At 37.9% G+C, this 13,503-nt stretch carries 10 protein-coding genes; 4 read left to right on the top strand and 6 right to left on the bottom strand.

The window, feature by feature from the left end; genetic code table 11:
* Nucleotides 1-32: 32 nt before the first annotated feature.
* Both BCL90_RS08205 and BCL90_RS08200 read right to left on the bottom strand, forming a co-directional pair.
* The gene (locus BCL90_RS08205; RefSeq protein ID WP_121283558.1) at nucleotides 33-587 is read right to left on the bottom strand and encodes a transposase; all 555 of its coding nucleotides are present in this window, start codon (nucleotides 585-587) and stop codon (nucleotides 33-35) included.
* Between the two features lie 3 nt (nucleotides 588-590).
* Entirely contained in the window at nucleotides 591-2,540 is a 1,950-nt protein-coding gene (locus BCL90_RS08200) for an amino acid permease (protein ID WP_121283557.1), read from the bottom strand.
* Nucleotides 2,541-2,831: 291 nt separating this feature from the next.
* On the opposite strand from BCL90_RS08200, the gene BCL90_RS08195 reads away from it, so the two are divergent.
* A complete protein-coding gene (locus tag BCL90_RS08195; protein WP_121283556.1) occupies nucleotides 2,832-4,049 on the top strand; it encodes an MFS transporter in 1,218 nt (405 codons plus the stop codon).
* 4 nt (nucleotides 4,050-4,053) lie between these two features.
* Here the strand turns inward: BCL90_RS08195 and BCL90_RS08190 are convergent, their stop codons facing one another.
* The 4 genes from BCL90_RS08190 to yihA all read right to left on the bottom strand — a co-directional run bounded on the left by BCL90_RS08190 (nucleotide 4,054) and on the right by yihA (nucleotide 10,976).
* Nucleotides 4,054-6,480 (bottom strand): outer membrane beta-barrel family protein, encoded by a 2,427-nt coding sequence (locus BCL90_RS08190; RefSeq protein ID WP_121283555.1) that lies wholly within the window; start codon nucleotides 6,478-6,480, stop codon nucleotides 4,054-4,056.
* Nucleotides 6,481-7,460: 980 nt separating this feature from the next.
* Nucleotides 7,461-9,167, bottom strand: coding sequence for a M3 family oligoendopeptidase (locus BCL90_RS08185; protein WP_121283554.1), 1,707 nt, complete (start codon nucleotides 9,165-9,167; stop codon nucleotides 7,461-7,463).
* A gap of 92 nt (nucleotides 9,168-9,259) precedes the next feature.
* The gene (locus BCL90_RS08180; RefSeq protein WP_121283553.1) at nucleotides 9,260-10,117 is read right to left on the bottom strand and encodes a UbiA-like polyprenyltransferase; all 858 of its coding nucleotides are present in this window, start codon (nucleotides 10,115-10,117) and stop codon (nucleotides 9,260-9,262) included.
* Nucleotides 10,118-10,352: 235 nt separating this feature from the next.
* Nucleotides 10,353-10,976, bottom strand: a complete 624-nt coding sequence (gene yihA / locus BCL90_RS08175) for a ribosome biogenesis GTP-binding protein YihA/YsxC (protein ID WP_121283552.1) — start codon at nucleotides 10,974-10,976, stop codon at nucleotides 10,353-10,355.
* Nucleotides 10,977-11,141: 165 nt separating this feature from the next.
* On the opposite strand from yihA, the gene ubiE reads away from it, so the two are divergent.
* The 3 genes from ubiE (at nucleotide 11,142) to BCL90_RS08160 (ending at nucleotide 13,485) form a co-directional block, all read left to right on the top strand.
* Nucleotides 11,142-11,873, top strand: coding sequence for a bifunctional demethylmenaquinone methyltransferase/2-methoxy-6-polyprenyl-1,4-benzoquinol methylase UbiE (gene ubiE, locus BCL90_RS08170; RefSeq protein WP_208529801.1), 732 nt, complete (start codon nucleotides 11,142-11,144; stop codon nucleotides 11,871-11,873).
* Nucleotides 11,870-12,637 (top strand): type IX secretion/gliding motility protein PorT/SprT, encoded by a 768-nt coding sequence (porT, locus tag BCL90_RS08165; protein WP_121283551.1) that lies wholly within the window; start codon nucleotides 11,870-11,872, stop codon nucleotides 12,635-12,637. Before ubiE ends, porT begins: the two co-directional genes overlap by 4 nt.
* A gap of 89 nt (nucleotides 12,638-12,726) precedes the next feature.
* Nucleotides 12,727-13,485, top strand: coding sequence for an SDR family oxidoreductase (locus BCL90_RS08160; RefSeq protein ID WP_121283550.1), 759 nt, complete (start codon nucleotides 12,727-12,729; stop codon nucleotides 13,483-13,485).
* Nucleotides 13,486-13,503 lie beyond the last annotated feature (18 nt).

The following is a 13,503-nucleotide window of genomic DNA, read 5'->3' as shown; positions in this document are numbered from 1 at the left end:
TCCTCTTTCTACTCAAGAAAGGGGGTTTTTGTTTATAAATGGAATTTATCCTCGTTCCATTTGCCGGGATTATTGATGATGTAATTTGAAATGTTCTGATATGCTCTTTCATCACGAATGATGTGTTCGTAATAATTACGCTGCCAGAGCTTTCCCATTGTTTTATTATGCGATTTGAACAACTGCAGACATGCATTTGAAACAATTGATTTGTAAGCTCCAACAATGTCAGCAATTGTCGGGGCGCCCCTTGCGGTCGCCATTTTTATTTTGTCTTCTTCTTGGGCGACCGTAAGGGTCGCCCCAACAGTAGTTTGATCTGATAAGACGATGATGCCATGCATATGATTCGGCATGATCTGAAAAACATCAAGTTCAAAATTCGGAAATCTCTCCGCTAAATTAACCCATTCGTTATAAGCGATAGTTCCAGACTGATTTAAGATCATTTCATCACCTGAAACTTTTCCAAATCTATTGATTCTATCTTCACAGCAGATCGTGATGAAATATGCCCCTGCTTTTGAATAGTCGTAACCCTTTAATCTGATCGATCTTCGATGATGTATTAAAGGATTGTATTTCATTAACTAAACCTCTGGATTTGCCAGTTTACTATGTCTGTAACCATAGGCAAAATAAACCACCAAACCGACTACCAGCCAGATGCCGAAACCGATCCAGTTTGAAATTCCAAGTTCGCACATCATATATAAGCAACTAATCAATCCCAAAACAGGAATTAATGATAGGTTTTTGGTAATGCAATAGTAGGTGATGACCACACAAATAATCAAGAAAATCCACATTGGGATTTTGTGCTTAAATAAACCCCAGCCACTTTCGTATTTTTTCTCTACAGGTATTTTTGAGGCTGCAATAAACTGCTCGTAACGATCAGCAGGTAATGCACTTAGATAAGATTCTGCATCTACTTTTTCTGTCAGTAGAATTTGTGGTGCAGCATTTTTAACAATTTCCTCTTTAACAATTTTTAGTTCATCGCCACTTAGAGAAGTAACAAAAGTTACGGTTTGAATGGTTTTAGGCGAATTTAAAAAGAATGCCTTAGTTTCTTTCCCATACTTTGTGAATGCAAAAATTATGGTCGCGATTAAAACAACAGGAACAATAAATTTACTGTTTACATAAGGTATTTTGAATTTTCCACGCTGAACATCAGGCCTATTCTGTAATACTAAAACCCCTGCACAAACCAATACGAAAGCGAAAAGTGTTCCAATAGAACAAAGATCGGTAACGATGGTCAGGTTCATAAACAATGATGGTACAGCAACCACAAAACCTACCACAATAGTTGCAAATGAAGGTGTTTTGTATTTCGGGTGAATTTTAGAAAAAGATTTTGGTAATAACCCGTCTCTGCTCATGCTCATCCAGATCCGTGGTTGACCCATCTGAAAAACCAAAAGTACACTTGCCATGGCAAATACCGCACTTACGGCAATAATACCGCTCATTAATTTTAAGTTAATCTGATCAAAAACAAATGCTAAGGGATCGCCAACGGCTAAAGTGTCTGATTTAACAATACCAGTTAAAACCAAGGCAATTGCCACATAAAGGATGGTACAGATAATAATGGCCCACATCATTCCACGGGGTAAATCGCGTTGTGGGTTTTTACATTCTTCGGCAGTTGTAGAAATGGCATCGAAACCGATATAAGCAAAAAACACTGCCGAAACGCCCTTTAGAACTCCTGCAACACCATTAGGCGCAAATGGATCCCAGTTTTTTGTATCTACATAAAATATACCTACTGCCAATACCAAAAGAATTACGGCAAGCTTAACCACAACCATGGCATTGCTGGCATTGCGACTCTCTTTCATGCCACGATAAATTAACCAGGTAATTAAAATAATGATGCCTAAGGCAGGGATATCTGCAACGATGTGAAAACTACCGATTTTTGGAGCGGTGAGCCATGCATTATTCGCTAAAGCTGTAGCCGGATCTAAATCTGCCAGGTTTTTGCCGGCGGCCAATAGTGCTTCAGCATGTTTATGTCCGTTATAAGCGCTTAAATAGTCCATTGTCATCCAATCGGGTACATGGATGCCATCTATGCCGAGCGGCGGTATTTTTATGGTAGAAAGTAGTCCGGTAAAGTAATCAGACCAGGATATCGCCACAGTAATATTACCGATGGAATACTCCATAATGAGCGACCATCCGATAATCCAGGCCACCAATTCTCCGAAGGCCACATAAGAATAAGTGTAGGCACTACCAGAAACAGGTACCATTGAAGCAAACTCTGCGTAAGCAAAAGCTGCAAAACTACAGGCTACCGCTGTAAAAATAAATAAAAAGATTACCGCCGGACCGCCGTCTGCACTTGCTTTGCCAATCGTACTAAAAATTCCTGCTCCAATAATTGCTGCAATTCCAAAAGCTGTTAAATCGCGTACACCGAGTGTTTTATGTAATGTATTTTCGTGGTCGCCATAGCCGTTTGCCGCATCTTTTAATATCTTGGAAATAGATTTCTTTCTGAATAGCTTTTCGAACATCTTTTGTTTGCTTGTTTCCTCAAACTTATAAAAAGTTTGGTTAAAAACGTTTAAAGCAGGATATAATTTTCAATACACTAAGTTCCTACATTAAAATGACGTCTTAAAAAGTGGTATTTATTAGATTAAAGTAAAAATTTGTAATTATTTGCCATGAATAATCCTTTGTTTGATTTGCATAATTTTAGGGCGGGTGAAAGTCTTATTTTTGCAGTCAATAATCAATCAGATAACTAAGAACGCGGAAATAGATGTTTGATTGGAATATTTATATGCGATTATAGTACCAATATGAATTCAAATACAGCACAAATAAAATACATTAAGGAACGTCACCAGGGTTTAGCTACTTTACTGGCCTTTGCCTTAATTCCATTGTCAGGTTTTGCTACCGATATTTACATCCCCTCGTTACCAACTATGGCAGGCGAAATGCAGGTAAGCAGTGTTCAGGTTCAACTTACATTAAGTATTTTTTTAATTAGCTATGGTGTTTCGCAACTTTTTATCGGGAGCGTGCTCGATAGCTTTGGCAGGTATAAGATCTGCCTGTATGCGTTATTGATTTTTGCAGCGGCAAGTATTGTTATTGCCACAACCCATAACATTTATCTCATTTATGTAATGCGCGTTATCCACGGACTTACTGTAGGTGCAATTGTGGTGGCTAAAAGGGCATACTTTGTCGATCTCTTCGAAGGCGATCAGTTAAAAAACTACCTCAGTCTGTTTTCTATCATCTGGTCTACCGGACCAATTGTAGCACCTTTTATTGGTGGTTACTTGCAAACAGCATTTGGCTGGGAATCTAATTTCTATTTCTTAGCTGGTTTTGCACTTGTTTTTGCGGTTCTGGAGTTGTTGTTTAGTGGCGAAACACTAAAGCACTTTACCGCTTTTCAACTGAAAAAAATCACCGGTATTTATATCGAAATGATCAAAACAACAAGTTTTACACTGGGTATCGTGATGTTGGGTTTAGCCTATTGTATGGTGATGGTTTACAACATGACCGGTCCGTTTATTATTGAGCACCACTTTAATTTTTCGCCGGTTATTGCAGGTTATAGTTCCTTATTTTTAGGTTTTGCGTGGATGGTTGGTGGTTTTATTGGCAAGGCCACCATTAATAAACCTTTTTTTAAACGATTAATGATCAATTCGTTGTTTCAGGTAGCTTTTGTAGTCCTGATGATTGTAAGCTTAAATTTTGTTTCTAATATCTGGTCGTTAATTTTCTTTGCTTTTTTGATCCATGTCGGAGCAGGCTTTACCTTTAATAATTACTTTACTTTCTGTCTGAGCAAATTCCCGAAAAATGCAGGCATTGCAGGCGGCTTAACAGGAGGGATTACCTATGTAATTGTTTCATTTTTGAGTTATGGTATCGTAAACCTGATTCCTGCTAAAGATGAACGTAACTTGAGCTACAGTTATCTGATCATGATCCTAATATCGGTTTTAGTGATGTTTATTATTCTGAGGATTCGAAAAAAAGATGAAGTGTAATTTATTATTTGATCCGGCCTTGCTCATCAGTTACGCTGGTTTTTCGCTCTCGGGTACCTTTAATACTGCTGCTGCCAAAAATGTAATTTAAACTGAGTCTGTAAACCCTGCTTTCTTGTTTTTGCGTGAGGTTATAATCTAAACCTGAAAGTGCGCTGCTGATTCTTGCTTTTCTGGTATCGAAAACATCATTGGCCGCAAGTTTAACGTTGAGTTTTTTATTGAGGAATGATTTTTTGATTCCAAAATCCACTCCATAATAGGGCTTAATGGCATAAGTGCCATAAATCTGCGAAGAGGCATATTCTGCTGAAAGTTCTGCTGATGTTGACGGGCTTAGGCTAAAAGTGTGACTGCTATTGATCATAAAATTCACTTTCTTTCTGTCATATACAACATCACCTAAATTTGCGGTTTTGATCTGGTTATAGGTGCTGGTAAGTGTATTGTCCATGCTCCAGAATTTGGTAATGGTTGTAGGATAGCCGATTGTTAAATCGTAAGCGTATTGTTTATCGAGGTTTTGCACGGTTTGGTACAGTGTTTTCTTCTCATGATCTGGCAGTAAAACGTCAATAATTAAGTCGTTGGTGATGCTGTATCCCAATGAAATATTTAATGTTTTTTTATAATTGTAAGCCAGTTGAAAAGAATTGGTATACTGCGGGTTAAGAAAGGGATTTCCCTGACTAAAAGTATATAAATCAACAAAATAAACAAAAGGGTTAAGTGATTTATAATCAGGTCGATCTATCCTTCTGCTGTATGAAAACCCGATTTCATGATTAGTATTTAGGCTTTGGTTGATGTTAAAACTTGGAAAAAAATCAAAATAACTGCGTTTTACAATCTTATTGTCGTTAATCGAATTTCCTTTTGAGTTGGTTTGTTCCGTTCGTAAACCAATTTCAACACTGGTTGATTTAAATTCATGCTTTAGGGTTGCATAAGCGGCATTGATGTTTTCGTCGTAAATAAAGCGGTTACTTCTGCCTGCATCATTCTTCCAATCTGTTCCAATCAGGTTTTCGAATTGAAAATCATTATCTGTACTCACCCAGCTACTTTTTAAGCCGGCATCTAATTTAGTTTTCGCGCTGATTGGAAGTACATAGTCAATTTTTGCAGCCTTGATTTTAATAAAAGATGGGGTAGCATTTCTAAAGATGGCCGGCGATTTATAGTTCAGGCCATTTTGATCTAAAAAGGAATTTTGATAAATGGTATTTTCCTCACTGTGGTATTTGGCATAATCTAAATCGATAGAAAATTCCTGACCTAATGTATCCATAACACTTTTGTAATTGAGGTTGTAAGCCTGATTGCGGTATTTATTCTTTGCGGGGTTATCAGCAACAATAGAGGAATCAACCTTCGTAAAACTTTGCCCAATAGCGGTAAGGCCATTAGATGCATCTTGACCATTGTTAAAATAACCTGTAGCGAGGAAACCTAAAGTGTTTTTATCGTTGATGAAATAATCAATCCCGGCTTTGTAATTGTTGTTATGTGTGGATCTGGTCTGTGTATTCAATTGATGGAAATAGGTATTTTGATCGCTGCCATTTACTACCCTCAAAATGTCCAGGTTTTCGGTGGCTTTATTGTTGTTATTGGCAAAGCTGCCAAAAATATTAAAGTTTTTGTTTCGATGGTTAATGGATATCCCGGCATCGCTTTTTGGATTCTTGCCATATCCGAAACCTAAGTCAACATTTCCATTGGTACCGTAACTGGCGTTCTTTTTTAACCGAATATTGAGTAGCCCCGCGTTTCCTTCAGCATCGTATTTAGAAGAAGGACTGGTAATCAGTTCGATCGTTTTTATTTCGTTACTATTTAACGATCTTAACCTTGTAGCCAACTGTTCGGCAGATAAATAGGTCGATTTTCCATCAATAAGCACATTGACGCCAGATCTGCCTCTGATACTGATTATCCCATCCTGATTAACCGTTACACCAGGCATTTTAGCAAGCACTTCGAGGGCAGTATTTCCGGTCGAAACTATACTGTTCTCTACGTTCATCACCGTTTTATCATTATGGCGTTTTATTAGAGGCTTGCGGCCAGCAATAACAACACTTTCCAGTTCATTTATATCCGCTTGTAACGTAAAGCTTAAATTGATATCGGTTTTGTCTGGCGCTAACTCTACAGTTTCTAAAAGTGTTTTATAACCAAGTGATTTAACTTCTACTGTACACTTACCCGGTGGGAAATTATCCAATGTAAAATTTCCTTGTTCGTTAGTGGTCACGGTTTTGATAAAGGAAGAGTCTGTTGCACTTTTAAATGTGATCGTAGCTAAAATTTTTGTGTTGTTTTTAGAGGCAACTGTTCCTGTAACATGGTTTTTTATGGTTTGGGCATAAAGCAGATTGACACAAAATAAAGCAAGTATCGTGAAGAAGGGAGCGAATATTTTCATTGTTAATTAGGACCTGATGGTTAGTTTTTCCTTTTATCTGATTAGGAATTAAACAAAACTAGATCATTAGTTGCATTAATTGGTAGATTTTAACAATGTTTAACCCAATTAACATTTTTTTACATACTTAATTTCCGTGCCTTCTGTGTTTCCGTGACAAAAAACGCTTAGCAAGATGTTAATGCCATTTGACAGAATTAAACTCAAGTCTTAGCGAGATGCTAAGACCAGATAAGAGGAATCGTCATTGCAAGAAGGCTTTTTTTTAGCAGACAAAGCAATCTTACAACTATCGCTGGTAGCGAGCGCTTTAAGATTATTCATTTTTGCAGTTGCTTTTAAAGGCATTCATGAGCTCACTTCGTTCGGTTATCTTCGTGCCTCGCAATGACGATCTTTCTATTGGGGCTGTCAACGGTAGCGGAGTCGAAGCGTCTATTGCAAAATCTGTTTTTATGTTTCCCTGGAAAGAACTAAGACGCTAGGACCAGATAAGATGCTTTTATGGTGATTGGAATAAAGATTCTTTTTTGAAGAGCAGTGTCTGTATTTCATGGCAAGGGTTCCATCCTGCTGTACGCTACAATCCTTTTGGGAAATAGTTGATAAAAATAATTTATCCAATACCCAAAAGGGATTTTCACTTCCATCAGGTCTGTTATTTTAGTACAGCAGATAAAACATCGGTTTGATTATCGGAAAAAACGTGAAATTAAGTGCTGGTTCCGCATTCTTGCTTAGTTCCGTGTCCTCTGTGTTTCCGTGGCAAAAATGCTTAGTGAGATGCTAAGGCTAATTGATGCCCCATGATAAAGAATTAAACTTCAGTCTTAGCGAGACGCTAAGACCAGAACTAATATTAATCTGTGTTCATCATTTTTATCTGTGGTTATAAAAACAAAAAAGTCGTGGCAAAATGCCACGACCCTTATTATATTCCTATTGAGGGGTAAAAGCCTTCTACCTCAAAACCTTCTGCCTTATCCCAGTTTTTCCAGTTCTGTTTTTACAAAACTTGCCAGTTCTTTTACATATTCTGCGCTGAAATCAAATTTGATGCCTGCAGTTTCATAGATCTCGTTAATTGGTTTAGTGTAACCTAAAGCAAGTGCAGCCAAATATTGTTCTAAAGCCTTTTCCGGATTTTCTTTATAATTTTTCCAAACGGCGATGGCGCCTAACTGGGCAATTGCATATTCGATATAATAAAAGGGAACTTCGAATAAATGCAGTTGTTTTTGCCAGCCATTTCCAAACTGCTGTTCTAAATCCGTCCAATCGGCAAAGCCTGCGCCAAAACGGTTAAAAATCTGTTTAAAGGTTTCTTCACGGTCAGCCGCGGTATGGTTCGGGTTGGTGTAAATCCAATGTTGAAACTGATCAATTACTGCAACCCAGGGCAATGTTTTCAAAACATCGGCCAGCTGTTCTTTTTTAGCACGGTTTAAGTCTTCTTCGTTGTCGAAATAAACATCCCAATTATCCATAGAAATCAACTCCATACTCATCGATGCCAGTTCAGCCACCTCAGATGGACAATGTTTAAAGTCGTTTAACTCTAAATTTGCCGTTAAAAAGGTATGAATCGCATGCCCTCCTTCGTGAACCATTGTAGTTAAATCGCGCAGCGAATTTGCCGAATTCATGAAGATAAACGGTGCCCCGGTTTCTGCTAAAGGATAGTTATAACCACCAGGTGCCTTGCCTTTTCTGCTCTCCACATCAAAAAGGTTATTCTCCTTCATGGTTGCCAATTTTGAACCTAATTTTTCATCAATGGCATTAAAACAGGCAATACTTTTATCAATCAGTTCTCCGCCGTTGTTAAAAGGTTTCAACGCTGGTTTGCCACTGATGCTCACTTCTAAATCCCATGGCTTTAGTACTTCCAGACCTAAAGCCTCACGGCGTTTTTCAGCCTGTTCTTTTAAAATCGGAACAATTTCCTTTTCAATTGCGTTGGCAAAATCGTAACAGTCTTGCGGGCTATAATCAAAACGGCCTAAAGCCTGGAACATATAATCGCGATAGTTTTCAAAGCCAGCATTTAAAGCTACCTGATTGCGTAGCTTAATCAGCTCATCAAATAAAATGTTTAAGTCATCTTTATCAACCAAACGGCGTTGTTGAATGGTTTTCCAGGCATTTTCGCGTACCTCGCGGTTTAAATCTTTAATAAAGATGGAGGCTTGCTCCAGGGTATATTCCTGCCCATTAAGCTCAACGCTCATGGCGCCTGTAGTGCTCTGGTATTTCTGTTGTTTTACCTGAAGTTCAGTGAAGAGTTCAATGTTTTCGTCGCGGTAAAGTTCAAGGGCTTTTTTAATGGCGCGACTGTACACGAAATATTTTTCTTTGTCCAAATCATCCATAAATGGACTTTCGACAAATTTTTTGTTCAATTCGTTGGCTAAAGGAGAAATTTTTGGCTCTATTTCGGTCGCAAAATATTGAAAGTTTTTAACCAATTCTTCATTTGCAGTATCGCAGCTCATTCTGATATATCTCCAGGCAAAGTCTTCTTCCAGGGCAGCTTCAAGTTCCGAACGGTCTTTTAACCATTGTTTTAACTCAGCGGCGCTGCTTATTTCGCGGTTTTGCAGTTCAGTAAAAAGTGGTTCCAGATTTTCCCAGGTAATGTTTAGTTCCTGTGGGATATATGTTCTGATTTTCTTAGTTATCATCATAGTTAATTATTGAATTAGAGCATGATTGAAGGAGTGAATGGTTTATGGCGCAATGTTATTTTCTCTCATTCAAAATTCAATCATTTACTCAATTATTTATGTCTTAAATACGCATCTATTAAAAAGCATACTGCAAATACCACCGATGCATAACCATTTAAGGTTTGAAATGCCCTGTTTACTTTGCTGATATCATTTGGTTTTACCAACAAGTGCTGATAAATCAGCATTGAACAGAAAAACACAATACCTATATAATATACCCAGCTAAAGGATGTAAAAAACACAGGCAAAATAACACAGGTGGCAGAAAATATATGCAATAACACCGAAACGTTCAAAGCATTTTTAATGCCAATTGCTGATGGGATGGAATGTAATTTTTCTTCACGATCAAATTCTTCGTCCTGTAACGCATATATAATATCAAATCCACTTACCCAGAATAATACGGTTAAGGAGTAGAGTACAGGTACTAAGGCGAAATGTCCGGTTACGGCAATATAAGCACCAATAGGGGCAAGCGCCAGGCCTAAGCCCAATACCAAATGGCAAAGCGCAGTAAAACGTTTGGTGTAGCTGTAAAACAAAACCACGAACAAAGCCACTGGCGATAAATAGAAACAAAGCGGATTAATAAAATAGGTGGTAATGGCGAAAAGTACACAATTGGCGATAACAAAAATCAATGCTTCATTTGCTGAAACTTTACCTGCAGGGATATCGCGCATTTTAGTACGCGGGTTCTTTGCATCAATGTTTCTATCCAGATACCGGTTAAAAGCCATGGCCGAGTTTCTGGCAAAAACCATGCAGAGCAAAACTAAAATGAGTTTATACCATGAAAATGGATTTTCTGTTGTGGTTACGCCCAAAAAGAAACCAATCATGGCAAATGGAAGCGCAAAAACGGAGTGAGCGAATAATACGAGTGAAAAGTATTTTTTCATTATTGGAAAGGGTTAACTGTATAAATCGGTTAACTGATTAATTTGTTATTTTGGCTAATGGTTAAATCGTTTGAATGTAACGGTTAACAGTTCATGGTTAAATGGTTCATAGCTTATATGGTTTAAAAAATCATCCGTTAATTCAAGCTCGAGACATGCTATTGGCCACTAAACTTAGGCTATCGGCTATGAACTATCAAACCATTGACCAATGAACTAATGACTAATGAACCATTTAAAACTTCTTATAATCTGTTGGTACAACAAAATCTTTATTCACCTCATAAATGAAATTTAAAACTTCATCTTTGCCAGTCCCTTTTTCGGCAGAACTGATAAAAGTGGCTGGAATCTCTTCGAAAAATTCGCCTAATTTTTTCTTAAAGGCAGCTACATTTTTCTGTGTGGTAGTCATCCCTTGTTTGTCAGCTTTGGTAAAAATTAGCGAAAACGGGATCTGTTTTTCACCTAACCAATAGCAAAATTCAATATCAATGCCCTGAGGTTCTAAACGGCTGTCTATCAGTACAAAAACACATTGTAAACTTTCTCTTTTGGTGATATAAGCACGGATAAATTTTTCCCATTTCTCTCTGCTGGTTTTAGAAACCTTGGCATAACCATAACCCGGTAAATCGACAATGTACCAGGCCTCGTTAATTAAAAAGTGGTTAATCAACTGTGTTTTTCCAGGACGTTGAGACGTTTTAGCTAATCCATGCTGATTAACCAGCATATTGATTAATGAAGATTTACCCACGTTAGAGCGACCAATAAATGCATATTCGGGCATAGTTGGTACCGGTAGTGCCGAAATCTGGGTGTTGCTGCAAACAAATGTTGCCGTTTTGATAATCATGGTGCAAAGGTAGGGTTTTGAGTCCGAAGTCGGAAGTCGGAAGTCTAAAGTACAAATCGATAATTTTTTAAACATGATTTTTGACATTACACTGAATACTTTGCACCAAAGACTTCGGACTCCGGACTAAAGACTCCCGACTTTTCTCTATCTTTGCTCCATATCATGAATCAGAATATTACTCCATACCAGGTAGAAGATGCAACTAAAAAAGAGCAGGTTGCAACCATGTTTAACAACATTTCTGGCACTTACGATTTTTTAAATCATTTCCTATCTTTAGGGATTGATGTATTATGGCGTAAAAAAGCCATTAAAGAATTGGTTTCCATCCAACCCAGGATTATGCTTGATGTAGCTACTGGAACTGGCGATTTTGCTTTTGAAGCCATTAAAAAGCTTCATCCGGAAAAGGTAACTGGTGTTGATATTTCTGAAGGCATGCTCGATGTGGCTAAAAAGAAGATCAACGAGCGCAGCTTAAATGAAGTTTTTACCGTTCAGGTAGGCGATTCTGAAGGCCTGCATTTCGAAAATGATACGTTTGATGCCATTACCTGCGCCTATGGTGTGCGTAATTTCGAAAATCTCGAAAAAGGATTGACTGATATGTACAGGGTATTAAAGCCTGACGGAAAAATGGTGATACTGGAGTTTTCAAAACCAAAGGTTTTCCCGGTAAAACAATTGTATAGTTTTTATTTTAAACAGGTATTGCCTTTATTTGGAAAACTTTTTTCTAAAGACCATCGAGCCTACACTTATTTGCCCGAATCGGTAGCCGCTTTTCCAGATGGGGAAGATTTTACCAGCCTGATGGAAAAAGTTGGGTTTAAAAGTACCAAACAAAGAATTTTAACGTTTGGAATAAGTTCGATATATGTAGGAACCAAATGATCAGAAAATTAAGCCTCATTCTTTCATTTTTTATGGTTTCTGCAACCACCTTTGCTCAAAATTGGGGTGGCGGAATAGATGATGAAGATTGGAGCTTTGGTTTTAATTTTCAGTATATCTCATCCGAATACAAAATCCTTAAAAAGCCAAATTGGAGATCTCCTTTTTATGAGGTGCCAGCTTCGTTTGATCCATCTTACGATCCAAGTTCAGGCGTTCCGCTCACTTCAACACTAAATTCTATTTCCAGCCCACCATCTCAGGGTTTTGGATTGGGTTTTGTAATGAATAGAATGATCTCTGATAACTTCGATATCAGGGCAACGCCTTCGCTAATTTTTAGCGATAGGGTAGTAGCTTACGAGTATGAGCCAATGGCGACATTCCAAACGGTGGAAGAAAAGAAAGTTCAGGCTACGATGTTCGAATTTCCATTAGGCATAAAGGTAAAATCGAACCGGCTGAACAATTTCAGGGTATATTGGTTGGGTGGTGCTAAATATTCTATAGATATAGCTTCGAAAAAGAAAACCTTCGATGAAGGCGAAGCGGCCGTAAAGAAATTTTTAAAAAATAAAAGAAATTACCTGTCGTACGAAACAGGTATTGGTTTCGATATTTATTTCGAGTATTTTAAAATGTCGCCCGAAATAAAACTTTCGTATTCGGCCAACGATTTGCTTCAGCACGACAATACCGTTTATGCCAACCCGATAGATAAGTTGAAATTACGTCAATTAACATTCAGTTTGATTTTTCAATAGCCCTGCAATTCAAAAAAACTTACCTTTGCTGATACAGGTAAATCAAGAATGTTATCTTAAAGGATTACCCAGACTTAAAATTCATAAAAATGTCTAAAATCGCATTAATTACAGGTGCAACTTCTGGTATTGGCGAAGCTTGTGCACATATATTCGCTCAACAAGGTTATAACCTGGTATTATTGGCCCGCAGAGAAGATCGCCTGGCTAAAATTGCACACCATTTAGAAGACAAATATGCCATTACGATTAAACAGGTTTTGGCAGATGTGCGCGATAAAGAAAATCTTACCACTGCTTTAGAAGTTTTGCCGGCAGAATGGAAAAAGGTTGATGTTTTGATCAACAATGCAGGTTTAAGTCAGGGTTTAGATCCCATTGATAAAGGTGATACCAACGATTGGGACACCATGATTGATACCAATGTAAAAGGCTTGCTTTATGTAACCAAAATTGTTTCCAACTGGATGATCCCAAATCAATCGGGTCATATTATTAATATCGGTTCTATTGCCGGGAAAGAAGTTTATCCAAATGGAAACGTATATTGTGCAAGTAAACATGCTGTAGATGCTTTGAGTAAAGGCATGCGCATCGATTTATTGCCTTATGGTATTAAGGTTACCGAAATTAATCCGGGCATGGTAGAAACAGAATTTTCGGTGGTACGTTTTAAAGGTGATGAAGACCGGGCGAAAAAGGTGTACGAAAACCTGGAGCCGCTAATTGCCGGCGATATTGCCGATGCCATTTGGTATGTTGTGAGCCGGCCAAAGCATGTTAACATTAACGATATGCTGATTATGCCAACCGCACAGGCTACCGCAACGATTATAAATAGAGTATAAGTTTTCAGTTGGCAATTT

The sequence above is a fragment of the Pedobacter alluvionis genome (assembly GCF_003664035.1).
GTDB lineage: Bacteria > Bacteroidota > Bacteroidia > Sphingobacteriales > Sphingobacteriaceae > Pedobacter > Pedobacter alluvionis.
This window is presented reverse-complemented; position numbering and strand designations above follow the sequence as displayed.

What these genes read in the sequence shown, in the direction of transcription:
- BCL90_RS08205 (WP_121283558.1), bottom strand. Translation starts at nt 587, where the DNA reads ATGAAATACAATCCTTTAATACATCATCGAAGATCGATCAGATTAAAG.
- BCL90_RS08180 (WP_121283553.1), bottom strand. Translation starts at nt 10,117, where the DNA reads ATGAAAAAATACTTTTCACTCGTATTATTCGCTCACTCCGTTTTTGCG.
- BCL90_RS08160 (WP_121283550.1), top strand. Translation starts at nt 12,727, where the DNA reads ATGTCTAAAATCGCATTAATTACAGGTGCAACTTCTGGTATTGGCGAA.
- yihA (WP_121283552.1), bottom strand. Translation starts at nt 10,976, where the DNA reads ATGATTATCAAAACGGCAACATTTGTTTGCAGCAACACCCAGATTTCG.
- BCL90_RS08200 (WP_121283557.1), bottom strand. Translation starts at nt 2,540, where the DNA reads ATGTTCGAAAAGCTATTCAGAAAGAAATCTATTTCCAAGATATTAAAA.
- BCL90_RS08195 (WP_121283556.1), top strand. Translation starts at nt 2,832, where the DNA reads ATGAATTCAAATACAGCACAAATAAAATACATTAAGGAACGTCACCAG.
- BCL90_RS08185 (WP_121283554.1), bottom strand. Translation starts at nt 9,167, where the DNA reads ATGATGATAACTAAGAAAATCAGAACATATATCCCACAGGAACTAAAC.
- porT (WP_121283551.1), top strand. Translation starts at nt 11,870, where the DNA reads ATGATCAGAAAATTAAGCCTCATTCTTTCATTTTTTATGGTTTCTGCA.
- BCL90_RS08190 (WP_121283555.1), bottom strand. Translation starts at nt 6,480, where the DNA reads ATGAAAATATTCGCTCCCTTCTTCACGATACTTGCTTTATTTTGTGTC.
- ubiE (WP_208529801.1), top strand. Translation starts at nt 11,142, where the DNA reads ATGAATCAGAATATTACTCCATACCAGGTAGAAGATGCAACTAAAAAA.